Raw genomic sequence first — 22,254 nt, 5'->3', positions numbered from 1 at the left:
GTTCATGAATCGTCCATGGATAAAGATGAGTGCATTGTTGATACCTGTCTTGCTATGGCTTGGTGCTGGCTTTGCCCACGCGGCAACGGAAGAGATAACTTATTACCACAACGATGCTTTAGGCTCGCCCATTGTCGCTACCAACGAAGTTGGAGCCGTGAAATGGAGAGAGGAGTATTCACCCTACGGGTCTCGATTACTTTATGAAAGCAGAGAGACGGATTGTACGCTTCCCCCTTGCACACAAGTCGAATCTTTGGCCGATGAGAAGCAATGGTTTACTGGGAAGCTGGAAGAGACTCCGGTCGGTTTGCTGTATCTCGGTGCGAGATGGTACGAACCTGAGTTAGGGCAATTCCTTAGTCCTGATCCGATTGGATTCGACGAGGACAACATATTTACCTTCAACCGGTATGCCTATGCTAACAATAACCCCTATCGATATACCGATCCGGATGGCGAGAGCGTAATTGACATAGTGTTTTTAGCAGCAGATACCGTCGTGCTGGTTTCCGCTATCTACTCTGGAGATGCTGCAGCGATTCAATCTGCTGCAGTGGATGTCGCGTTTAGCGCAGTGGGTGTCGTGGTGCCTATTCCTGGCGCAGGTCAAGCTTTAAAGGCCGTTAAGGCGGCTGATAAAGTTAGGGACGTTGCTAGGGCAAGTAGTCAGGTCAAGTCGGCGGTTAGATCGGCTGAGGATGTTGCAAAGAGTGTACCGAACAAAGGGATTTATGAATTTACAGATAAGGTTACTGGTAAACCTTATGTGGGCCAGTCGGGCAATATCGATAAGCGGCTTAGGCAGCATGAAAGAGCTGGCAAGCTTGATCCTGGAAGTGCCGTTACTAGAACTGAAGTAGCAGGTGGAAAAACATCTAGGGAAATAGCCGAGCATCGCCGCATCCAGGATATAACTGGTGGCGTACAGGCACGAAATTCTCCTGACGTTGCCAATAAAGTTGACCCCATCGGTCCGAAACGTAAACACTTACTGGATTAGCATTATGGCACGGCCACTACCTGTACCCGAGTTAGCGCAGACTGACAGTAATTCAATTGAGCTTGCAAGGGTTTGGGCAGCTGCTGGCCAACAGCACGTATCGATTGCAACGGATGTTTGGGAGAATCCTGCAGCTTGGGGAGTGATGTTGGTAGATTTGGCAAAACATATTGCCAAGTCTTACGAAGGAGCAAATGACGACGATGTGCTTCAGCTAATAAAACAGGGTTTTGATGCCGAATGGAGTGCGCCGACGGAATAATAGTTGGAGCACTCTGTTTTGAAGCTTATCGGGATTCAATTATCTCTTGTACTGTTTCACGGTTATGTGAGTAATGTTTTCTGTTCGCAAACCACATTGTTCTCAATGCGGGGAGGTCGGTAAATATCCCCGTATCACCATCTTCTATATTTGTATCTTCTATAAAAAATAAATCTGACAATTTCTCGCAGGATTTTAGCGGCTGTAGAGATTGAAGTTTTCCACAGTTATTTAGTGAAACCCTGGTTAGTTTTGTTAATGCACTTAGTGGGTTCAAGTTGCCAAGATTTTTACAGGACTCAAGCTCTAGGGTAGTTAGTTGGTCGGCGTTTTGAATATCTTCGAGAGACTCAAGTTTCGAGGGTAGTGTAAATATTTTTTCGCACTTTTTTCTCGGGGGCTTCCCGGTCCCTGGTCATGCTACCGAATAGATGGCCTCCTGATCCATCTCGTTGAGAAGTTGCATATTCATGTACTTGCGGGTTCCCCACGTAGTGCTGGAGACGTGCCGCAACCTGGCTGCCACAAGCATCAGAGCAGAGTTCCCATCAGGGAAGGCACCGACAACTTTGGTTCTCCGCCTCGCTTCCTTGAGTAGCCGCTCCATGGGATTGTTGGTTTTGAGCTTCAGCCAGTGTTGAGGTGGATAGGCAAAGTAGGCGAAGGTTTCATGGATCGATTTCTCGACCAACTCAGCAGCCGCTTTCAACTTCATGCCCTGCAGCTTGATGACGACATCTTTGGCCTTGCTCTCCGCTGCATCTCGACTCTCCTGAGCGTGAATCGCTTTTAGCATAGCTGCCACCTCTCGTATCTTGCCACGGGGCACATGGGAGAACACGTTGCGATAGAAGTGGACCGCGCAGCGCTGCCAATCCACGTCCGGGAACACCTCGGAAATCGACTCGACCAACCCCAGACAGGCATCGGAAATCATCAGCCGGACGCCAGTAAGGCCACGTTGTTTAAGCTCCTTAAGGAAGCCCAGCCAGCCTGCTTTGTCTTCCTTGTGTCCCTCTGAAACGCCCAGAATGCGCCGATAGCCGTCACTATCGACCCCGATGGCCGCCAGGACGGAGACGTTCTTGATCTCGCCGCCCCAGCTGCGCTTGAGCACAATGCCGTCCAGGTAGACGTAGGCGAACTTGCCTTCGATCTCCTGGGTGCGCCAGCGCTCGATATGCTTGTAGACCTTCTTGTTGAGGTTGGAAACCGTGCCGGAGGAGACCCTGGTGCCCCACAGGGCTTCGGTGACATCCTCGACTCGACGGACGGAGACGCCCGCGAGGTACATCTGGACGATAGCTTCCTCAATAGAAATATCCCGGCGTCGGTAGCGCTCGATAATGGCCGTCTCGAAGGTCTGCTTCCGCAGCTTGGGCATCTTAACCTCGACCTCCCCGGCCTTGGTATGCAGTTTGCGTTTGTAGCTACCTGCGCGCGTATCAATACGATCCGGTGAGTGCTCGTAGCGTTGGGCGTTGCACATCTCGTCTGCCTCTGCATCCAGCATGGCGTTCAGGGTCTCCTCTACGGTGCCCCGGACCATCTCATCCAGGTGCCCACGGATCTCGCTCTCGTCGATGCGTATCACTTTGCTCAATGACTTTGTGCTATCGTTCATTTGGGTGGTCCTCATTGGGTTCGTTACTGTGGTTTGGCGATTACAGTTTTAACAAACCGGGGCCACCCCCTTCAAAAAATGTGCGAAATATAATTTACGTTATCCGATAGATACGGCTAACAATGTCGCCAGCTGTGGCAGCAAAGCCACGGCGATACGTAACTTGCCGCCTTCGTAGTGCGCGATTGTCTTCTGGGAAATGTCCAGCGCATCCGCCAGCTGCTGCTGGGTCATATTTTGAGCCTTACGAAACTGAGCAACCCGTTTGCCCATCGCTTCGTAGAACGCCCTATCTTGTAACGCCATGGCTTTAGCCCATTGTGATAATGACGGCATAAGCATATCTCCACTTTTACGTTATCAGGTTGTGTACGTTGACATTACTCTAATATAGAGTACTCTGCAACAGAGTTATATTTTACTCTAGACTATTGACAGGGTTTTGAGGGAAACGGCAAATGGCGCGATTACCAGATGATGTAGTGAATCGACTCAAAAGTGAGGTCTCCCTGCTGCGCCTGGTGGAGTCTCAGGGGCATGCCGTTAAAAAGCATGGCAAGGATTACGTGCTTAGCTGCCCGTTCCATGCCGATGAGACGCCAAGCCTGGTGATCACCCCTAAAACTAATCTCTGGCACTGCATGGGTGCCTGCCAAAAAGGCGGCTCGGTCATCGACTGGGTCATGCAGACTCAAGGTGTATCGTTCCGCTTCGCCTGCGAGATCCTGCAAAAGGATCTGGGCCTGATTGCTGATGTCCCCAACAAAGCGCCCACTAAAAACACCACGACTAAACTCACTCTACCCTTAGCCGCTAATGCCGATCACCAGACGGCTCTGCGCCAGGTCATTGATTACTACCATGAGACCTTGAAGCAATCCCCGGAGGCGCAGGAATACCTTTGCTCGCGAGGGCTGGATAACGCCGAGCTAATCGACACCTTCCAGTTGGGCTTTGCCAACCGAACCCTGGGATACCGGCTGCCGGAAAAAAACCGCAAGGCCGGGGCGGAGCTGCGGGGCAAGTTGCAGGCCATCGGTATTTTGCGCGAATCAGGTCATGAGCACTTTAACGGCTCCCTGGTGGTGCCGGTGATGGATGAGCACGGTGTCATTGGCGAAGTGTATGGCCGTAAAATCCTCGGCAACCGTTTGAGAAAAGGCACGGCCCAGCACTTGTATTTACCGGGTCCCCATGAAGGTGTGTGGAATAGCCAGGCCCTGGTGGCTTCGAAGGAAATCATCCTGTGTGAAGCGCTGATCGATGCGATGACCTTCTGGGTCCACGGGTTCAGGAACGTGACGGCCAGCTACGGGACCTCGGGTTTTACCGCTTCTCACTTAGCTGCCTTCAAGGTTCACGGCATCGAGCGGGTGCTGATTGCCTATGACCGGGACGCTGCGGGCGATCAGGCGGCCGAGGATGTGGCGAACACCCTGATCGCCGAGGGGATTGATTGCTTCCGGATACAGTTACCCAAGGGCATGGACGTGAACGACTACGCCCAGCAGGTGACGCCACCCCAAAAGAGCCTGGGCCTGGTGATTCGCAAGGCCCAGTGGCTGGGTCAAGGCGCAGCGGCAGTGATAGAGACCGGTGCAACCGCATCGCCGTTGGATGACTTAGGAGATGCAGCTGAGGACATAGCGCCTGATGCGTTGGAAGCGCCTGTATCGGCTGATTTACCTGAAGCCACTGAAGCCTCGCCGGTGCCGAAACCGGTCGTTGAAGTGGATATCACGGTCTCCTCTCAGGAAACCGTTATTACGCTGGGAGATCGGCGTTATCGCATCCGGGGTCTGGATAAGAACCTGAGCTACGAGCAGCTAAAGGTGAACGTGCTGGTGAGCCAGGGCGAACGCTTCTATGTGGATACGCTGGATCTTTACAGTGCCCGGCACCGGGGCAGTTATATCAAACAAGCAGGCATCGAGCTGGGCCTGAAAGATGACGTGCTCAAAAAGGATCTGGGCAAGGTGCTGCTGAAACTGGAAGCCCTGCAGGAAAAACAGATCCAGGCGGCACTGGCTCCGCAGGATAAGGCGGTGGTGCTCAGTGACGCTGACCAGCAGGCAGCCCTGGCATTACTCAAAGACCCTCATCTCCTTAACCGCATCCTGAATGACTTTACTCGCGCCGGCGTGGTCGGTGAAGAAACCAACACGCTGGTGGGGTATCTGGCCGGCGTGAGTCGGAAGTTGGACAGACCGCTGGCGGTGATCATCCAGTCGAGCAGCGCAGCGGGCAAGAGCGCGCTGATGGACGCAGTGCTGTCGCTGATGCCGGAGGAAGAGCGGGTGCAGTACTCGGCGATGACTGGCCAGAGCCTGTTTTACATGGGGGAAACCAACCTCAAACACAAGATCCTGGCGATCAGTGAAGAGGAAGGCGCCCAGAGTGCCAGCTACGCGTTGAAGCTGCTCCAAAGCGAGGGCGAAGTGACCATTGCCAGCACGGGTAAAGATCCGAGCACCGGGAATCTGATGACCCAGGAGTACAAAGTGGAAGGCCCGGTGATGCTGTTCCTGACCACCACGGCCATTGATATCGACGAGGAGTTGTTGAACCGCTGCATTGTGCTCACGGTGAACGAGACCCGGGCGCAGACGGCGGCGATCCACGCGATGCAGCGCGCCCGGCAAACCCTGGAAGGTCTGCTGGCCGAAGAAGACAAGCGGGATATTGTCCAACTGCACCGCAACGCTCAACGGCTGTTGCGACCCCTGCTGGTGGCCAACCCGTTCGCCCAGGATCTGACCTTCCTGGACGACAAGACCCGGATGCGGCGGGACCACATGAAATACCTGACGCTGATCCGGTCGATCACGCTGCTGCACCAGTACCAGCGGCCGATCAAGAGCGCAGTGCATCAGGGGAAGTCGCTGCGTTACATCGAGGTGACGCTGGAGGATATTGAAACAGCCAACCGGCTGGCCAATGATGTGCTGGGTCGAACCTTGGATGAGTTGCCCCCGCAAAGCCGCAAGCTGCTGGGCCTGCTCTGGCGCTGGGTGAGTCAGCAGGCCCAGGCGCAACAGATGGACCCGGCGGATTACCGCTTCAGTCGCCGTGACGTGCGGGAGATGAGTGGCTGGGGCAATACCCAGCTCAAGGTGCACTTGCATCGTCTGGAGGAGATGGAATATCTGTTGGTCCATCGCGGTGGCCGGGGCCAGTCGTTTGTGTATGAGCTGCTGTATGACGGCAATGGGGAATCGGGTGAGTCGTTCCTGATGGGGCTGATTGACCCCCAAACATTACGGTGTGATGCAAAGCGGTCGGGGCTAAACGGTGACAAGTCGGGGCCAGGTCGGCCCCCGGTCGGTGGGGTGTCGGGTGGTGGTCGGATCGCTGAAAGTCGCGCCACGCTTGGGACTAAGAACTCTGAGAATGAAAACCACCCAAACAGCACGTATCCGCCCCAAAAAAGCGGGGCTGCATCGCATCGTACTGTGCCCTTAGCCGCTGGCCTTGAGGCTTAAACAACATGCCCCGCAAGGGCCAGAAAACCCCGCGCCCGCCGATTGGCAACCCGGACGACCCAGAGAGTCTCTATAATCACATGCGGCGGTTCCTGCGCTGGCAGGCGGAAAAGAACTACTCCCCAAAGACAATAGAGAACCGTGAGGTGTACCTGCGGTACTTTATCCAATGGTGCGATGAGCGGGGTCTCAGTAAACCCCAGGAGATCACCAAGCCGATCATCGAGCGCTACCAGCGTTACCTGTTTCTGTATCGCAAGGAACGCGATGGCGAGCCGCTCAGTACCCGCAGCCAGCACGTGCGGGTGGTGCCGATTCGGGCCTGGTTCAAGTGGCTGGCGCGGCAGAGCCATATCTTGTACAACCCGGCCAGTGACATTGAGATGCCGCGCCTGGAGCGACGGTTGCCCAAGCATATCCTGACGGTGGCCGAGTCGGAGACGATCCTGCGGCAGCCGGATCTGAAAACCGCAACGGGACTCCGGGACCGGGCGGTTCTGGAAACGCTGTACAGCACGGGCATGCGCCGGATGGAGCTGATTAACCTGAAGCTGTATGACCTAGATGGGGATCGGGGCACGGTGATGGTCCGCCAGGGCAAGGGCAGGAAGGACCGGATGATCCCGATCGGGGCGCGGGCGCTGGCGTGGATCGAGAAGTACCGGCACGAAGTGCGGCCCGGCCTGGTCATGGCGGCCGATGAGGGGCATGTGTTCCTGACGCACTTGGGTGAGGCGTTTACCCCGAACCGGCTGACGCAGATGGTGCGTGATTACATCGATGCGGCGGACATCGGCAAGCGGGGCAGCTGCCACCTGTTCCGCCATACCATGGCGACCCTGATGCTGGAAAATGGTGCGGACGTGCGCTTCATCCAGGCGATGCTGGGGCATGTGAGCCTGGAGACGACCCAGATCTATACCCAGGTCTCGATCCGTAAGCTGAAAGACATCCACACCGCGACCCATCCGGCCAAGATGGAGAGAACGCGCCAGCCGGACGTGCTCGACGAGTCGTAACCTTAGGGCCTCACCCTATTTACACATAATGGTGGTTATGCGGCGCCGGCGGACAGTCCGCAGGACTGCGCATAACCCTCCATTATGTTCACCGTCAGGCTCGATAGGGTGAGGGTCAATGGCATTGGCACACTATAGCACCAAGTGCTATAGTGTGCTTCAGCAATCAGGACGCACTATGCGGATATTGAAAAACAAGGCGTTCAGTAAATGGGCGGCTAAGGAAGGTATCAGCGACGGTGCGTTGACGACGGCTGTGGAGGAAATGGCGCGTGGCCTGGTGGATGCGGATCTGGGTGGCCATGTGTTCAAAAAGCGTGTGGCGACTGAAGGTCGAGGTAAGAGCGGTGGTGTACGTACACTGTTAGCGTATAAGGCCGGTGACAAAGCCTTCTTCGTTTACGGCTTTGCGAAGAATACACGGGCCAATATCAAATCTGATGAATTGGATGGCTTGAAAAAATTGGCGAAGGCACTGCTGGGGTACACGGACCGCCAGTTGGAGCAGGCCATTGGTAATGGTGCATTGATTGAGGTGAATGGTGATGAAGAAATCAATCCTGGACGTGGTGCATGAGAGTGCCCGGGATCTGCATGATGCCGGTGTTATGGATGAAATTACACTGAAGGAGTTTGACGCGCTGTGTCTGCCGCCAGTGAAGGTGTATAGCTCGGTGCAGATCAAGCGGCTGCGGAAGCGATCAAAGGCGAGTCAGGGTGTGTTTGCGATCTACCTGAATACCAGTGTCTCGACGGTGCAAAAATGGGAGAGTGGTGCGAAGAAGCCCAACGGTCCGTCGTTGAAGCTGCTTAACCTGGTGGACCGTCAGGGTCTGGAAGTACTCGCCGGATAACGCAACCGCATCAAGCCCTGCGGGTGAACATAATGGCGCATTATGCGCAGCCCTCTGGGCTGTGTGCCTGCGCCGCATAATGGGCACTATGTGTAAATGCGGTTTAACAGAAAAAGTGCTTCTAGGCGCTTGAGTTGCTAGAATGAGTGGGTACCTGGTGTGCGAGTTATTTAACGTATTGAATGCAGTGAGGAAATCGGCGGGTTAGTGTGGTGTAAACATCAGGGTGCTCTGATGTTGCAAAGAGTGTACCGAACAAAGGGATTTATGAATTTACAGATAAGGTTACTGGTAAACCTTATGTGGGCCAGTCGGGCAATATCGATAAGCGGCTTAGGCAGCATGAAAGAGCTGGCAAGCTTGATCCTGGAAGTGCCGTTACTAGAACTGAAGTAGCAGGTGGAAAAACATCTAGGGAAATAGCCGAGCATCGCCGCATCCAGGATATAACTGGTGGCGTACAGGCACGAAATTCTCCTGACGTTGCCAATAAAGTTGACCCCATCGGTCCGAAACGTAAACACTTACTGGATTAGCATTATGGCACGGCCACTACCTGTACCCGAGTTAGCGCAGACTGACAGTAATTCAATTGAGCTTGCAAGGGTTTGGGCAGCTGCTGGCCAACAGCACGTATCGATTGCAACGGATGTTTGGGAGAATCCTGCAGCTTGGGGAGTGATGTTGGTAGATTTGGCAAAACATATTGCCAAGTCTTACGAAGGAGCAAATGACGACGATGTGCTTCAGCTAATAAAACAGGGTTTTGATGCCGAATGGAGTGCGCCGACGGAATAATAGTTGGAGCACTCTGTTTTGAAGCTTATCGGGATTCAATTATCTCTTGTACTGTTTCACGGTTATGTGAGTAATGTTTTCTGTTCGCAAACCACATTGTTCTCAATGCGGGGAGGTCGGTAAATATCCCCGTATCACCATCTTCTATATTTGTATCTTCTATAAAAAATAAATCTGACAATTTCTCGCAGGATTTTAGCGGCTGTAGAGATTGAAGTTTTCCACAGTTATTTAGTGAAACCCTGGTTAGTTTTGTTAATGCACTTAGTGGGTTCAAGTTGCCAAGATTTTTACAGGACTCAAGCTCTAGGGTAGTTAGTTGGTCGGCGTTTTGAATATCTTCGAGAGACTCAAGTTTCGAGCAGCGGAACAGGTCAATTGAAAGCAGTGTTTTCAGGCAGGATATTCCTGTCAGGCTTTTCAATTTATTTGAAGTTAATTTTAGCTCAGTGAGTTGGTGGAGTGCTTGAAGGGGCTGCAAATCTTCATAGGGGTAATTAACAATATTAAGCGTTTTCAATGAAGGTGAGGAAAAAATGCTATCCGACTTTGGTTTCCATCGGAGAAAGCAATATTGAAGGTCTTTAAATTTTGTAAAATCAATCGACTTACGATAATTGCACTCTAGACTAATCTTCACCAATTGAGGCAGCGACTCAATTGGTGAAATATCGATAACATCCCAGTTGTAAATTTCTAGGTCATGGATCGCTGACAGATTATGGATGAAATCAATGTTTGTCTCGCGCCATCCATTTGAAGCGCTCAAGCGAAGTCCTGTAACGTTGCTTTTATTGACGGCATCTTCATATTGGGCTTTCCATGGCCCCTCCAAAACCATTATCGATCCTGTATCTAAATCGTTTGGGATTAAATAATAGCCATCAAATTGTTGTCGTTCTATGCCCAATAGAATTTCCCCACATCATTATTGGTAGTTAGCTTAAGAAGCTTGCTGCTGAATAACGGCATCGAGCATTTCCATCACGAATTTCTGTTTGGTGCGTGGCAGCTTTCCTATAAGTTCAACTTGCCGTTGCAGGCGAGGTGTTGGGCCGCGCTTTCCCTTAGCTGCTTTGGCGGGTTCTCCGATAATCTCTTCGATAGATACGGCTAACAATGTCGCCAGCTGTGGCAGCAAAGCCACGGCGATACGTAACTTGCCGCCTTCGTAGTGCGCGATTGTCTTCTGGGAAATGTCCAGCGCATCCGCCAGCTGCTGCTGGGTCATATTTTGAGCCTTACGAAACTGAGCAACCCGTTTGCCCATCGCTTCGTAGAACGCCCTATCTTGTAACGCCATGGCTTTAGCCCATTGTGATAATGACGGCATAAGCATATCTCCACTTTTACGTTATCAGGTTGTGTACGTTGACATTACTCTAATATAGAGTACTCTGCAACAGAGTTATATTTTACTCTAGACTATTGACAGGGTTTTGAGGGAAACGGCAAATGGCGCGATTACCAGATGATGTAGTGAATCGACTCAAAAGTGAGGTCTCCCTGCTGCGCCTGGTGGAGTCTCAGGGGCATGCCGTTAAAAAGCATGGCAAGGATTACGTGCTTAGCTGCCCGTTCCATGCCGATGAGACGCCAAGCCTGGTGATCACCCCTAAAACTAATCTCTGGCACTGCATGGGTGCCTGCCAAAAAGGCGGCTCGGTCATCGACTGGGTCATGCAGACTCAAGGTGTATCGTTCCGCTTCGCCTGCGAGATCCTGCAAAAGGATCTGGGCCTGATTGCTGATGTCCCCAACAAAGCGCCCACTAAAAACACCACGACTAAACTCACTCTACCCTTAGCCGCTAATGCCGATCACCAGACGGCTCTGCGCCAGGTCATTGATTACTACCATGAGACCTTGAAGCAATCCCCGGAGGCGCAGGAATACCTTTGCTCGCGAGGGCTGGATAACGCCGAGCTAATCGACACCTTCCAGTTGGGCTTTGCCAACCGAACCCTGGGATACCGGCTGCCGGAAAAAAACCGCAAGGCCGGGGCGGAGCTGCGGGGCAAGTTGCAGGCCATCGGTATTTTGCGCGAATCAGGTCATGAGCACTTTAACGGCTCCCTGGTGGTGCCGGTGATGGATGAGCACGGTGTCATTGGCGAAGTGTATGGCCGTAAAATCCTCGGCAACCGTTTGAGAAAAGGCACGGCCCAGCACTTGTATTTACCGGGTCCCCATGAAGGTGTGTGGAATAGCCAGGCCCTGGTGGCTTCGAAGGAAATCATCCTGTGTGAAGCGCTGATCGATGCGATGACCTTCTGGGTCCACGGGTTCAGGAACGTGACGGCCAGCTACGGGACCTCGGGTTTTACCGCTTCTCACTTAGCTGCCTTCAAGGTTCACGGCATCGAGCGGGTGCTGATTGCCTATGACCGGGACGCTGCGGGCGATCAGGCGGCCGAGGATGTGGCGAACACCCTGATCGCCGAGGGGATTGATTGCTTCCGGATACAGTTACCCAAGGGCATGGACGTGAACGACTACGCCCAGCAGGTGACGCCACCCCAAAAGAGCCTGGGCCTGGTGATTCGCAAGGCCCAGTGGCTGGGTCAAGGCGCAGCGGCAGTGATAGAGACCGGTGCAACCGCATCGCCGTTGGATGACTTAGGAGATGCAGCTGAGGACATAGCGCCTGATGCGTTGGAAGCGCCTGTATCGGCTGATTTACCTGAAGCCACTGAAGCCTCGCCGGTGCCGAAACCGGTCGTTGAAGTGGATATCACGGTCTCCTCTCAGGAAACCGTTATTACGCTGGGAGATCGGCGTTATCGCATCCGGGGTCTGGATAAGAACCTGAGCTACGAGCAGCTAAAGGTGAACGTGCTGGTGAGCCAGGGCGAACGCTTCTATGTGGATACGCTGGATCTTTACAGTGCCCGGCACCGGGGCAGTTATATCAAACAAGCAGGCATCGAGCTGGGCCTGAAAGATGACGTGCTCAAAAAGGATCTGGGCAAGGTGCTGCTGAAACTGGAAGCCCTGCAGGAAAAACAGATCCAGGCGGCACTGGCTCCGCAGGATAAGGCGGTGGTGCTCAGTGACGCTGACCAGCAGGCAGCCCTGGCATTACTCAAAGACCCTCATCTCCTTAACCGCATCCTGAATGACTTTACTCGCGCCGGCGTGGTCGGTGAAGAAACCAACACGCTGGTGGGGTATCTGGCCGGCGTGAGTCGGAAGTTGGACAGACCGCTGGCGGTGATCATCCAGTCGAGCAGCGCAGCGGGCAAGAGCGCGCTGATGGACGCAGTGCTGTCGCTGATGCCGGAGGAAGAGCGGGTGCAGTACTCGGCGATGACTGGCCAGAGCCTGTTTTACATGGGGGAAACCAACCTCAAACACAAGATCCTGGCGATCAGTGAAGAGGAAGGCGCCCAGAGTGCCAGCTACGCGTTGAAGCTGCTCCAAAGCGAGGGCGAAGTGACCATTGCCAGCACGGGTAAAGATCCGAGCACCGGGAATCTGATGACCCAGGAGTACAAAGTGGAAGGCCCGGTGATGCTGTTCCTGACCACCACGGCCATTGATATCGACGAGGAGTTGTTGAACCGCTGCATTGTGCTCACGGTGAACGAGACCCGGGCGCAGACGGCGGCGATCCACGCGATGCAGCGCGCCCGGCAAACCCTGGAAGGTCTGCTGGCCGAAGAAGACAAGCGGGATATTGTCCAACTGCACCGCAACGCTCAACGGCTGTTGCGACCCCTGCTGGTGGCCAACCCGTTCGCCCAGGATCTGACCTTCCTGGACGACAAGACCCGGATGCGGCGGGACCACATGAAATACCTGACGCTGATCCGGTCGATCACGCTGCTGCACCAGTACCAGCGGCCGATCAAGAGCGCAGTGCATCAGGGGAAGTCGCTGCGTTACATCGAGGTGACGCTGGAGGATATTGAAACAGCCAACCGGCTGGCCAATGATGTGCTGGGTCGAACCTTGGATGAGTTGCCCCCGCAAAGCCGCAAGCTGCTGGGCCTGCTCTGGCGCTGGGTGAGTCAGCAGGCCCAGGCGCAACAGATGGACCCGGCGGATTACCGCTTCAGTCGCCGTGACGTGCGGGAGATGAGTGGCTGGGGCAATACCCAGCTCAAGGTGCACTTGCATCGTCTGGAGGAGATGGAATATCTGTTGGTCCATCGCGGTGGCCGGGGCCAGTCGTTTGTGTATGAGCTGCTGTATGACGGCAATGGGGAATCGGGTGAGTCGTTCCTGATGGGGCTGATTGACCCCCAAACATTACGGTGTGATGCAAAGCGGTCGGGGCTAAACGGTGACAAGTCGGGGCCAGGTCGGCCCCCGGTCGGTGGGGTGTCGGGTGGTGGTCGGATCGCTGAAAGTCGCGCCACGCTTGGGACTAAGAACTCTGAGAATGAAAACCACCCAAACAGCACGTATCCGCCCCAAAAAAGCGGGGCTGCATCGCATCGTACTGTGCCCTTAGCCGCTGGCCTTGAGGCTTAAACAACATGCCCCGCAAGGGCCAGAAAACCCCGCGCCCGCCGATTGGCAACCCGGACGACCCAGAGAGTCTCTATAATCACATGCGGCGGTTCCTGCGCTGGCAGGCGGAAAAGAACTACTCCCCAAAGACAATAGAGAACCGTGAGGTGTACCTGCGGTACTTTATCCAATGGTGCGATGAGCGGGGTCTCAGTAAACCCCAGGAGATCACCAAGCCGATCATCGAGCGCTACCAGCGTTACCTGTTTCTGTATCGCAAGGAACGCGATGGCGAGCCGCTCAGTACCCGCAGCCAGCACGTGCGGGTGGTGCCGATTCGGGCCTGGTTCAAGTGGCTGGCGCGGCAGAGCCATATCTTGTACAACCCGGCCAGTGACATTGAGATGCCGCGCCTGGAGCGACGGTTGCCCAAGCATATCCTGACGGTGGCCGAGTCGGAGACGATCCTGCGGCAGCCGGATCTGAAAACCGCAACGGGACTCCGGGACCGGGCGGTTCTGGAAACGCTGTACAGCACGGGCATGCGCCGGATGGAGCTGATTAACCTGAAGCTGTATGACCTAGATGGGGATCGGGGCACGGTGATGGTCCGCCAGGGCAAGGGCAGGAAGGACCGGATGATCCCGATCGGGGCGCGGGCGCTGGCGTGGATCGAGAAGTACCGGCACGAAGTGCGGCCCGGCCTGGTCATGGCGGCCGATGAGGGGCATGTGTTCCTGACGCACTTGGGTGAGGCGTTTACCCCGAACCGGCTGACGCAGATGGTGCGTGATTACATCGATGCGGCGGACATCGGCAAGCGGGGCAGCTGCCACCTGTTCCGCCATACCATGGCGACCCTGATGCTGGAAAATGGTGCGGACGTGCGCTTCATCCAGGCGATGCTGGGGCATGTGAGCCTGGAGACGACCCAGATCTATACCCAGGTCTCGATCCGTAAGCTGAAAGACATCCACACCGCGACCCATCCGGCCAAGATGGAGAGAACGCGCCAGCCGGACGTGCTCGACGAGTCGTAACCTTAGGGCCTCACCCTATTTACACATAATGGTGGTTATGCGGCGCCGGCGGACAGTCCGCAGGACTGCGCATAACCCTCCATTATGTTCACCGTCAGGCTCGATAGGGTGAGGGTCAATGGCATTGGCACACTATAGCACCAAGTGCTATAGTGTGCTTCAGCAATCAGGACGCACTATGCGGATATTGAAAAACAAGGCGTTCAGTAAATGGGCGGCTAAGGAAGGTATCAGCGACGGTGCGTTGACGACGGCTGTGGAGGAAATGGCGCGTGGCCTGGTGGATGCGGATCTGGGTGGCCATGTGTTCAAAAAGCGTGTGGCGACTGAAGGTCGAGGTAAGAGCGGTGGTGTACGTACACTGTTAGCGTATAAGGCCGGTGACAAAGCCTTCTTCGTTTACGGCTTTGCGAAGAATACACGGGCCAATATCAAATCTGATGAATTGGATGGCTTGAAAAAATTGGCGAAGGCACTGCTGGGGTACACGGACCGCCAGTTGGAGCAGGCCATTGGTAATGGTGCATTGATTGAGGTGAATGGTGATGAAGAAATCAATCCTGGACGTGGTGCATGAGAGTGCCCGGGATCTGCATGATGCCGGTGTTATGGATGAAATTACACTGAAGGAGTTTGACGCGCTGTGTCTGCCGCCAGTGAAGGTGTATAGCTCGGTGCAGATCAAGCGGCTGCGGAAGCGATCAAAGGCGAGTCAGGGTGTGTTTGCGATCTACCTGAATACCAGTGTCTCGACGGTGCAAAAATGGGAGAGTGGTGCGAAGAAGCCCAACGGTCCGTCGTTGAAGCTGCTTAACCTGGTGGACCGTCAGGGTCTGGAAGTACTCGCCGGATAACGCAACCGCATCAAGCCCTGCGGGTGAACATAATGGCGCATTATGCGCAGCCCTCTGGGCTGTGTGCCTGCGCCGCATAATGGGCACTATGTGTAAATGCGGTTTAACAGAAAAAGTGCTTCTAGGCGCTTGAGTTGCTAGAATGAGTGGGTACCTGGTGTGCGAGTTATTTAACGTATTGAATGCAGTGAGGAAATCGGCGGGTTAGTGTGGTGTAAACATCAGGGTGCTCTGATGTTGCAAAGAGTGTACACAAAAACTCTCGGTCCTATATAGGCGACACGCATGTGTACGCTGTTCGTAACCCCGATGGCTCAATAAATAAAATTGGTGAAAGTGCTCAGGGTACTCGTGTTAGAGATGGCGCTTCAAAACGAGCAGAACAGCAAGCTCGTAAGCTGAACCGAGAGGTTGGGCCTGGTCATACTTCTGAAATTAGACAAAACTTCCCTAATAAAGATGCTGCCCGCACTTACGAGACGAACCTAATCAAGCGTTACAGAAGAAGGTATGGGCAAGATAGTTTGCCAGGAAATAAAACAAATAGGTGATGGTTAGCTGATGGCGGAGCAACGAATTTTACTGATTGGCGGAGTCTCTTTGGTGAAAGGCCGAGTGAAAGAAGCCGGTCTAGTGATGAGGGAAATATGCGATGAGCTTGAACCGCTTCTCGAAGATATTGGTTTCGTTCATGATGCTCCGTTTAAAACAGTCAGCATAATTCTCCGATTTGGTGAGAAGACGGATCTAACGCCTGATTATGATCGAATAGATAAGCGTCATAGTGAGCTGCCAGTTGCTGTAGAGATGGAGTTATTTAGCTTGAGGACAGCAAGTAGAGAGGCAGTAAAAAGTGCTTTTATTAAGTCCACGATAGGTGTCTTAGTTGACGTTGCAAATAAATATGGCCTTCCAGCTGAGCCGCTAAAAGCAATTCAAGTGCCATAAGCTAAGTATCGTATGATACCGGCTCACTCAAGCTGGTTTAGGATGCGTGCTGCTGTTGAATCAGCGCATCCAGCATCTCGGTAATGAACTTTTGTTTACTCCTGGGCATTAAGTCGGTCTGGCGTTGTAGCGTCGATGCGAGCCCGCGCTTGACGGGCCGATCATCCATTCCTGCTAGGCAATGAGCCCAGGAAAATAGTGAATGACAAGCTGCGTAGCTATGGCGTCGCTCATCGTGAGTTGATGCCAGAGTCGATCCACAACTCAGCCGTATGAGAATGATCGGGCAGAGCAGCCTCATGAGGCGACGAGAGTGAGGGAGCGGGGGATGCGCAAATTCAAATCAATGAAGCAGGCGCATATCGGGAACTAGAGCTTAATCTGAGAATCAAGCCCAGGCGTCGCGTAAAGCGCGACAAACCGGCGCCACTGGATGTGCCGCGTCAGATCAATGTCGTGTGGTCAATCGACTTTGTACACGATGCCTTGTGCAATGGGAAAGCCTTCCGCACGTTTAATGTGCTTGACGATTACAACCGCGAAGGCCAGGGCATAGAAGTTGATTACAGCTTGCCCTCGCTGCGGATCATTCGGGCATTAGATCAAATCATTGAATGGCGTGGAAAGCCGCAGGCGATTCGCTCCGACAATGGCAGCGAGATGTGCAGTGGCGAGTTCCAGGCCTGGGCTCAACTGCGTGGGATTCGGTTGCTGTATACTCAGCTAGGAAAGCCTACACAGAATGCGTATGTAGAACGGTGGAATCGAACAGTGCGCAATGAATGGCTGGACGCGCATCTGTTCGAATCCATCGATCACGCACAACAAACAGCCACGGAATGGCTATGGCGTTACAACAACGAGCGGTCAAATATGGCCAATGGCGGAATTACCCCGAATCAGAAGTTGATGCTAGCCGCTTAAAGCACTACTTCTAGGTGCAGTTAAAAATGGGGGATTACAGACCGACAGGACATTGAGACTCACGCGAATTTTCTAAACCCAAAAAAATACTCGAAACGGCTGGGGGCTAAACTAGAATGAACAAACCATTAACTCGAGTGGAAAAGCTGAAGAAGTTATTACGGGTACTGGTCCAATTTTCTATCTACATCCTAATCGTGTTGGTAGGTCTAGCGGTACTGTTCTCGGCGGGTAGTATTTTTTTCATGGTCACCATGTGTTCGGCAAAGTTCGTCTATCAACAGCTTGAGGACGTTTCGATTCTTTGGCCCTGGCTGGAAAGTGGAGCAGCCGGTGTTTCGGTCATCATTCTCTTCAAATTTGGAAAAGCGATACTTGAGGATGTTACTGCAGCACTCAGGTTGTTGAGGGACAAAAAGTGGAAGCCCTATTTCAGCAGCCTCGCAACTCTACTGTGGATGAATTTCTTACCTCTTTTTGCCATAGTTTTCGGGATAGAGATTTATCATCAGCGATCAGAGAGTAGAGATGAGGCGCTTATAGCACAGATAGAGAAGGAGGTTACAAAATAATAGATACTAAGGAAATCACTGAGCAGGTTCAGATAGCCCTGAGCCGAATATCAATTAGCAACGCGTTCTCTTCCCGATTTGAATCCAATCCATGGTTACCGAAAGAATCTTGTGCACCAGTTTCTCTAACTTCAGAATGTTCCGGAGTCATCGACACTCGATTTCGGATTCCGATATTTTTTGAGAGGGCAGGGTTTCAAGAAAGCGGTATTGATTTAGGTACGTGAATCGCCCCGGGTTTGTCGGAGGGCGTTCTGTTTAAGTCATGCCGCACTAGCAGACTCGCTTTCATAGTACATCATTTCGTATTCAGCCGGCGGCCTGTCACCGATAGGGCCAAGCAGCCGCTGGTGGTTGAACCAATCCACCCAGGTGAGCGTTGCCCGCTCGACTTCGTCTAGCCCCTTCCAGGGCCCGTCCTTGTGGATAACCTCAGCCTTGTAGAGCCCATTGATTGTTTCGGCCAGCGCGTTATCGTAGGAGTCTCCAACACTGCCCACAGACGCATTGAAACCAGCTTCTGACAGACGTTCAGAGTAGCGGATAGAAAGGTACTGACTACCACGATCACTGTGATGAGTAACGCCCCGTGGCTTGCCTCGGGCCCATAGGGCCTGCTCCAAGGCATCCAATACCAAGTCGGTTTGCAGGCTCTTTAGAACACGCCAGCCAACGATGTAACGCGAATAAACATCGACGACAAACGCCACATACACTACCCCCAGACCAGGTCGCCACGTATGTGATATCGGCGACCCAAAGCTGGTTGGGACATGCGGCTGTGAATTGGCGGTTCACAAGGTCCAGCGGCCTATTGGCAAGGTCTGAAGGAATTGTTGTGACGCAACGCCTGCCTCGTCTGACGCCTTCAAGGCCGAGTTTGTTCATCAGGCGCTCCACGGTACAGCGGGCTGTTGGGATCGATTCCCGGTTGAGTTGCTTCCAGACTTTATGGGCACCGTACACGCAGTGATTGGCGTTCCAAACACGCTGAATTTCCTTGGACAAGGCGTCGTCCTGCTTCGCCCTATCACTTCGTCGTTCAGGGTGCCGTTCCAGATCTTTATGGCGATGGTACGTGGACGGTGCAATCGGCATTACCTCGCAGATCGGCTCGACACCATAGTCCCCCCGGTACTCATCGATAAAGTCCACTAGTACTTTGGTTTGCGGTCGAGCTCCGCCTGGGCGAAAAAAGCAGAAGCTTTGCGAAGGATCTCATTAGCGCGCCGAAGCTCACGAATCTCTCGTTCCAGCTCCTTCATCCGAGCTGCCTCATCGCTGGTTACGCCGGGGCGCACGCCGCTATCAACTTCAGATTTACTCACCCAGTTTCTGAGAGTCTGAGGCGTACAACCAATCTTTGCTGATACGGATTGAATGGCCGCCCATCGGGATGTATGTTCGTGTTCGCCGGCCAAAACCATGCGAACGGCGCGCTCTCGCACCTCGGGGGAATATCCAGGTCTTCTGTTCATAGGGTATCATTCTCCTTCTAAAGAATTATACCCTCCGATAAACCCGGGGCGATTCAACGGGGTGGGTACCCGAAGCGTATTGGGTGGGGCGGGACAAAGAAAGAGAAGTTCATGGTGTTATTTACGACAGAGAAGGAAACCGAAATATTGTTGAAGTTGCATTGGGATCGCTCGCAGGTTGTGGCAGTGAAGATGGTACTACTAAGGTTCGGTTAAGAGTTGAAGGCTATGCTAGCTCAGAACCATTTTACCTCGCAGAAGGAGATGAAAGCGAGTACGTTTTTTCGAGCCGATTGAACGTACAAGCTGCTAATATTCGCGGAAAAGCTATTCACGACATTGTTGCAGCAACGATAGAGTCGCAATCCGATAGGTTTGAGCTCGAAGATTACCAAGGTTGGGATAGCTGGGATGCCCTTCAGAATAGCCTCGCATTTGTAGATAGACCGAGGGGAGATACGGATCGAGCGAGGCCTCAAGATGTTGATTTGCACTTAAAACTGACCCAGGATTTGCATCTAATATTGACCCACCCTGAACGCCAGATTATGGCGTAGATTTTGGTTTTCTGTTGCCCTTTTTCTCTTTCTGATTCGTCGTTGAGTGCTTTAGCCGATAACTGTCATTGCCCGTCTCCAGGATATGGCAGTGATGCGTCAGTCGGTCCAACAGGGCTGTCGTCATCTTTTCATCCACAAACACCGCAGACCACTCAGCGAAGCTGAGATTGGTCGTAATGATGATACTGGTGCGCTCGTAGAGTTTGCTGATCAGGTGGAACAGTAAGGCACCGCCCACCTGACTGATCGGCAGGTAACCCAGTTCATCCAGTATCACCAGGTCGGTGTGGATCAATCGGTTGGCAATGCGACCCTGTTTCCCCTCCTGTTTCTCCTGTTCAAGCGCGTTGACCAGTTCAATGGTAGACAGGAACCTGACGCGTTGGCGGTGATGCTGGATGGCTTGCACCCCGATGGCAGTTGCCAGATGAGTCTTGCCGGTGCCTGGGCCACCGACGAGCACCACGTTCTGGCTGTCTTCCAGGAACTGGCAGCGGTGCAGCGATTTCACCAGCGCCTCATCGACAAGACCTTGGCTAAAATCAAAGCCTGTGAGATCCCGGTAGGCAGGGAACTTGGCCACCTTCATCTGATAGCTGATGGAGCGTACTTCCCGCTCCGAGGATTCCGCCTTGAGCAACATCTCCAATACCGGCACTGCCTGCTGGTAGACCGGCGACGATTGATCAGAGAGTGTGTGGATGGCATCGGCCATGCCGTGCAGCTTCATGGCTTTCAGGGTGGTGATCATGGCATCAGGGTTCATGGTGCGTTCTCCTCGGTTGATCGTAGCGGGCGGTGTTGGCCTCGGGTTCAGTTACTAGCTTCAGGGCGGGCGGTGGACTCAGAGGCTGCGGTCGATTGGGTTCGGCCAGCCGACTGAGACAGTTCAGGACATGTTGTTTAGAGGGCTCTCCCGATTCCAGCGCCTTAGCCACGGCGCTCTCAACCTGCTGCTCATCGTGAAGCAGCACCAGTGCGAGAATGTCCACCATCTCCCGGTCACCACCAGGGCGCTTGAGTAAGCGTGCGCGCAAGTCTCTGAAGCTGTCGGGTAATTCCAGGAACGGCGCGCCATTGCGTAAAGCGCCCGGTTTACGCTGGGCCACCGAGAGGTAGTGGCGCCAGTCATAGATCGTCTGTCCGGGCGGACGTTTGTCCCGGCTGAACACCCGCACATGCTCGGTAACCACCTGGGCCTCAGCGACGATGACCAATCGCTCCGGGTACACCCTGAGACTGATCACGCGATTGGCAAAGCTGGCAGGGACACTGTAGCGGTTGTGTTCGAAGGTGATCAGGCAGGTGGAGGAGACACGCTTACTGTGCTCGACAAAGCCATCGAAGGCTGCGGGTACCTGCATCATCCTGGGTTGCTCGTCAGCAAGGCATTCGGCCAGGGAGCGCGTCTTGATCTGCGGATGAGCCGTTTCCTGCCACAGCACCTGGCAGCGCTCCTGCAGCCAGCTGTTGAGTTCCTGCAGGGATTTGAATAGTGGTGTGTCGTACCAGAGCCCATGGCGGGCATCCAGTACCGCCTTCTCCACCTGGCCCTTCTCCCAGCCAGCCGCAGGATTGCAGAACTCTGGCTCATACAGATAGTGACCGACCATGGCGTGGAAGCGTTTATTGACCTGGCGCTGCTTACCACGGCCAACCTTGTCGACCGCTGTCTTCATGTTGTCGTAAATACCGCGCTCAGGAATACCGCCGAAGGCCACAAAGGCGTGGTAGTGCGCGTCGAACAGCATCTCGTGGGATTGGGTCAGGTAGGCCCGCATGAAGAAGGCCCGGCTGTGGCTGAGCTTGAAGTGGGCGATCTGCAGCTTGGTACTGGTGCCATTGATCTTGACCCAGTCCTCGCTCCAGTCGAACTGGAAAGCCTCGCCGGGGGCAAACTGGAGTGGCACATAGGCATGCCTTGCAGCCTGCAATCTGGCGTCCCGTTGCGTCTGGCGCCACTGCCGGGCAAACGCTGCTACCCGATCGTAAGAACCGGTATAGCCCAGCGACACTAGGTCTTTGTAGAGCCGCTTCACCGTACGCCGTTGTTTCCGGTGGCGGCGTGACTCGCGGAACAGCCAGTTTGTTAACGTCTCCTCGTAGCTGTCCAGTTTGCTGGGGGACTTGCGAGAGGGGTAGGCCGGTTCCAGTTCCTGGCTGGCCAGGTATTTGCGCACTGTATTTCTGGACAGCCCTGTGCGGCGGGCGATCTCACGGATCGGCATGCCCTCACGCAGGTGCCAGCGTCGAATTACACTTACTAGTGCCACGTCTATCACTCCTGTTACCCCTGCTCATTATTTGTGCAGGGAGGGGTTATACGTGGGTCAAAATTCGATGCAAATCCGGGGGGTTAGTGGGTCAATTTTGGATGC

General features: G+C 53.9%; 21 protein-coding genes, 3 pseudogenes and 1 other annotated feature. Of the genes and pseudogenes, 17 read left to right on the top strand and 7 right to left on the bottom strand.

The window, feature by feature from the left end; translation table 11 throughout:
- The first annotated feature begins 4 nt into the window (after positions 1-4).
- Together AC0L6S_RS14805 and AC0L6S_RS14800 are read left to right on the top strand one after the other, a co-directional pair.
- A complete protein-coding gene (locus AC0L6S_RS14805) occupies positions 5-1,003 on the top strand; it encodes an RHS repeat-associated core domain-containing protein (RefSeq protein WP_473424837.1) in 999 nt (332 codons plus the stop codon).
- Between the two features lie 4 nt (positions 1,004-1,007).
- Entirely contained in the window at positions 1,008-1,265 is a 258-nt protein-coding gene (locus AC0L6S_RS14800; RefSeq protein ID WP_473424834.1) for a DUF5076 domain-containing protein, read from the top strand.
- A 415-nt stretch (positions 1,266-1,680) separates the two neighbouring features.
- Here the strand turns inward: AC0L6S_RS14800 and AC0L6S_RS14795 are convergent, their stop codons facing one another.
- Complete coding sequence (locus AC0L6S_RS14795) at positions 1,681-2,889, bottom strand: IS256 family transposase (protein ID WP_473424440.1); 1,209 nt, start codon at positions 2,887-2,889, stop codon at positions 1,681-1,683.
- Between the two features lie 99 nt (positions 2,890-2,988).
- Positions 2,989-3,225: a helix-turn-helix domain-containing protein gene (locus AC0L6S_RS14790; protein ID WP_473424836.1), complete on the bottom strand. Its 237-nt coding sequence runs from the start codon at positions 3,223-3,225 to the stop codon at positions 2,989-2,991.
- A 122-nt stretch (positions 3,226-3,347) separates the two neighbouring features.
- Here AC0L6S_RS14790 and AC0L6S_RS14785 point away from each other — a divergent pair, with 122 nt between their 5' ends.
- The 6 genes from AC0L6S_RS14785 (at position 3,348) to AC0L6S_RS14760 (ending at position 9,042) form a co-directional block, all read left to right on the top strand.
- Entirely contained in the window at positions 3,348-6,371 is a 3,024-nt protein-coding gene (locus tag AC0L6S_RS14785) for a CHC2 zinc finger domain-containing protein (protein ID WP_473424830.1), read from the top strand.
- A gap of 5 nt (positions 6,372-6,376) precedes the next feature.
- A complete protein-coding gene (gene xerC, locus AC0L6S_RS14780; protein ID WP_473424829.1) occupies positions 6,377-7,390 on the top strand; it encodes a site-specific tyrosine recombinase XerC in 1,014 nt (337 codons plus the stop codon).
- Between the two features lie 178 nt (positions 7,391-7,568).
- Entirely contained in the window at positions 7,569-7,967 is a 399-nt protein-coding gene (locus tag AC0L6S_RS14775; protein ID WP_473424828.1) for a type II toxin-antitoxin system RelE/ParE family toxin, read from the top strand.
- A complete protein-coding gene (locus AC0L6S_RS14770) occupies positions 7,936-8,244 on the top strand; it encodes a helix-turn-helix domain-containing protein (RefSeq protein WP_473424826.1) in 309 nt (102 codons plus the stop codon). The genes AC0L6S_RS14775 and AC0L6S_RS14770 overlap by 32 nt, the downstream gene beginning before the upstream one ends.
- Before the next feature lie 263 nt (positions 8,245-8,507).
- Positions 8,508-8,780, top strand: a complete 273-nt coding sequence (locus tag AC0L6S_RS14765) for a hypothetical protein (RefSeq protein WP_473428606.1) — start codon at positions 8,508-8,510, stop codon at positions 8,778-8,780.
- Between the two features lie 4 nt (positions 8,781-8,784).
- Complete coding sequence (locus AC0L6S_RS14760) at positions 8,785-9,042, top strand: DUF5076 domain-containing protein (RefSeq protein WP_473424834.1); 258 nt, start codon at positions 8,785-8,787, stop codon at positions 9,040-9,042.
- 25 nt (positions 9,043-9,067) lie between these two features.
- Here the strand turns inward: AC0L6S_RS14760 and AC0L6S_RS14755 are convergent, their stop codons facing one another.
- Together AC0L6S_RS14755 and AC0L6S_RS14750 are read right to left on the bottom strand one after the other, a co-directional pair.
- On the bottom strand, positions 9,068-9,952 hold the full coding sequence (locus AC0L6S_RS14755; protein ID WP_473424833.1) for a leucine-rich repeat domain-containing protein: 885 nt from the start codon (positions 9,950-9,952) through the stop codon (positions 9,068-9,070).
- A 33-nt stretch (positions 9,953-9,985) separates the two neighbouring features.
- Positions 9,986-10,375: a helix-turn-helix domain-containing protein gene (locus AC0L6S_RS14750; protein ID WP_473424832.1), complete on the bottom strand. Its 390-nt coding sequence runs from the start codon at positions 10,373-10,375 to the stop codon at positions 9,986-9,988.
- A gap of 122 nt (positions 10,376-10,497) precedes the next feature.
- Here AC0L6S_RS14750 and AC0L6S_RS14745 point away from each other — a divergent pair, with 122 nt between their 5' ends.
- The 8 genes and pseudogenes from AC0L6S_RS14745 (at position 10,498) to AC0L6S_RS14710 (ending at position 17,838) form a co-directional block, all read left to right on the top strand.
- On the top strand, positions 10,498-13,521 hold the full coding sequence (locus tag AC0L6S_RS14745; RefSeq protein WP_473424830.1) for a CHC2 zinc finger domain-containing protein: 3,024 nt from the start codon (positions 10,498-10,500) through the stop codon (positions 13,519-13,521).
- 5 nt (positions 13,522-13,526) lie between these two features.
- A complete protein-coding gene (gene xerC / locus AC0L6S_RS14740) occupies positions 13,527-14,540 on the top strand; it encodes a site-specific tyrosine recombinase XerC (protein WP_473424829.1) in 1,014 nt (337 codons plus the stop codon).
- A gap of 178 nt (positions 14,541-14,718) precedes the next feature.
- Positions 14,719-15,117, top strand: coding sequence for a type II toxin-antitoxin system RelE/ParE family toxin (locus AC0L6S_RS14735; protein ID WP_473424828.1), 399 nt, complete (start codon positions 14,719-14,721; stop codon positions 15,115-15,117).
- A complete protein-coding gene (locus AC0L6S_RS14730) occupies positions 15,086-15,394 on the top strand; it encodes a helix-turn-helix domain-containing protein (protein WP_473424826.1) in 309 nt (102 codons plus the stop codon). Before AC0L6S_RS14735 ends, AC0L6S_RS14730 begins: the two co-directional genes overlap by 32 nt.
- 561 nt (positions 15,395-15,955) lie before the next feature.
- Positions 15,956-16,342, top strand: coding sequence for an Imm39 family immunity protein (locus AC0L6S_RS14725; protein WP_473424825.1), 387 nt, complete (start codon positions 15,956-15,958; stop codon positions 16,340-16,342).
- 177 nt (positions 16,343-16,519) lie between these two features.
- Positions 16,520-16,700, top strand: a pseudogene (locus tag AC0L6S_RS14720) (DDE-type integrase/transposase/recombinase); the annotation flags it as partial.
- Between the two features lie 2 nt (positions 16,701-16,702).
- A pseudogene (locus AC0L6S_RS14715) lies at positions 16,703-17,266 on the top strand (integrase core domain-containing protein); the annotation flags it as partial.
- Between the two features lie 116 nt (positions 17,267-17,382).
- Positions 17,383-17,838 carry a hypothetical protein gene (locus AC0L6S_RS14710; RefSeq protein ID WP_473424824.1) on the top strand — a complete coding sequence of 152 codons (456 nt, stop codon included), beginning with the start codon at positions 17,383-17,385 and terminating at the stop codon, positions 17,836-17,838.
- A 263-nt stretch (positions 17,839-18,101) separates the two neighbouring features.
- Here the strand turns inward: AC0L6S_RS14710 and AC0L6S_RS14705 are convergent.
- Positions 18,102-19,316, bottom strand: a pseudogene (locus AC0L6S_RS14705) (IS3 family transposase).
- Positions 18,922-19,038 (bottom strand) — a sequence feature (AL1L pseudoknot). (Overlaps the previous pseudogene by 117 nt.)
- A gap of 83 nt (positions 19,317-19,399) precedes the next feature.
- On the opposite strand from AC0L6S_RS14705, the gene AC0L6S_RS14700 reads away from it, so the two are divergent.
- Entirely contained in the window at positions 19,400-19,873 is a 474-nt protein-coding gene (locus AC0L6S_RS14700; protein ID WP_473424823.1) for a hypothetical protein, read from the top strand.
- Here the strand turns inward: AC0L6S_RS14700 and istB are convergent.
- Positions 19,863-20,642 (bottom strand): IS21-like element helper ATPase IstB, encoded by a 780-nt coding sequence (istB, locus tag AC0L6S_RS14695; protein WP_473424822.1) that lies wholly within the window; start codon positions 20,640-20,642, stop codon positions 19,863-19,865. The two genes, AC0L6S_RS14700 and istB, sit on opposite strands and share 11 nt — an antisense overlap.
- On the bottom strand, positions 20,632-22,158 hold the full coding sequence (gene istA / locus AC0L6S_RS14690) for an IS21 family transposase (protein ID WP_473424821.1): 1,527 nt from the start codon (positions 22,156-22,158) through the stop codon (positions 20,632-20,634). Before istA ends, istB begins: the two co-directional genes overlap by 11 nt.
- Positions 22,159-22,254 lie beyond the last annotated feature (96 nt).

The organism is Halioglobus sp. D3-4 (assembly GCF_055809315.1).
This window is presented reverse-complemented; position numbering and strand designations above follow the sequence as displayed.

Excerpts from the sequence above, each read along its gene's own strand:
- AC0L6S_RS14745 (WP_473424830.1), top strand. The coding sequence starts at position 10,498 with ATGGCGCGATTACCAGATGATGTAGTGAATCGACTCAAAAGTGAGGTC.
- AC0L6S_RS14790 (WP_473424836.1), bottom strand. The coding sequence starts at position 3,225 with ATGCCGTCATTATCACAATGGGCTAAAGCCATGGCGTTACAAGATAGG.
- xerC (WP_473424829.1), top strand. The coding sequence starts at position 13,527 with ATGCCCCGCAAGGGCCAGAAAACCCCGCGCCCGCCGATTGGCAACCCG.
- AC0L6S_RS14795 (WP_473424440.1), bottom strand. The coding sequence starts at position 2,889 with ATGAACGATAGCACAAAGTCATTGAGCAAAGTGATACGCATCGACGAG.
- istB (WP_473424822.1), bottom strand. The coding sequence starts at position 20,642 with ATGAACCCTGATGCCATGATCACCACCCTGAAAGCCATGAAGCTGCAC.
- AC0L6S_RS14730 (WP_473424826.1), top strand. The coding sequence starts at position 15,086 with ATGAAGAAATCAATCCTGGACGTGGTGCATGAGAGTGCCCGGGATCTG.
- AC0L6S_RS14775 (WP_473424828.1), top strand. The coding sequence starts at position 7,569 with ATGCGGATATTGAAAAACAAGGCGTTCAGTAAATGGGCGGCTAAGGAA.
- xerC (WP_473424829.1), top strand. The coding sequence starts at position 6,377 with ATGCCCCGCAAGGGCCAGAAAACCCCGCGCCCGCCGATTGGCAACCCG.
- AC0L6S_RS14725 (WP_473424825.1), top strand. The coding sequence starts at position 15,956 with ATGGCGGAGCAACGAATTTTACTGATTGGCGGAGTCTCTTTGGTGAAA.
- AC0L6S_RS14710 (WP_473424824.1), top strand. The coding sequence starts at position 17,383 with ATGAACAAACCATTAACTCGAGTGGAAAAGCTGAAGAAGTTATTACGG.
- AC0L6S_RS14760 (WP_473424834.1), top strand. The coding sequence starts at position 8,785 with ATGGCACGGCCACTACCTGTACCCGAGTTAGCGCAGACTGACAGTAAT.
- AC0L6S_RS14800 (WP_473424834.1), top strand. The coding sequence starts at position 1,008 with ATGGCACGGCCACTACCTGTACCCGAGTTAGCGCAGACTGACAGTAAT.
- AC0L6S_RS14750 (WP_473424832.1), bottom strand. The coding sequence starts at position 10,375 with ATGCCGTCATTATCACAATGGGCTAAAGCCATGGCGTTACAAGATAGG.
- AC0L6S_RS14805 (WP_473424837.1), top strand. The coding sequence starts at position 5 with ATGAATCGTCCATGGATAAAGATGAGTGCATTGTTGATACCTGTCTTG.
- AC0L6S_RS14785 (WP_473424830.1), top strand. The coding sequence starts at position 3,348 with ATGGCGCGATTACCAGATGATGTAGTGAATCGACTCAAAAGTGAGGTC.
- AC0L6S_RS14770 (WP_473424826.1), top strand. The coding sequence starts at position 7,936 with ATGAAGAAATCAATCCTGGACGTGGTGCATGAGAGTGCCCGGGATCTG.
- AC0L6S_RS14735 (WP_473424828.1), top strand. The coding sequence starts at position 14,719 with ATGCGGATATTGAAAAACAAGGCGTTCAGTAAATGGGCGGCTAAGGAA.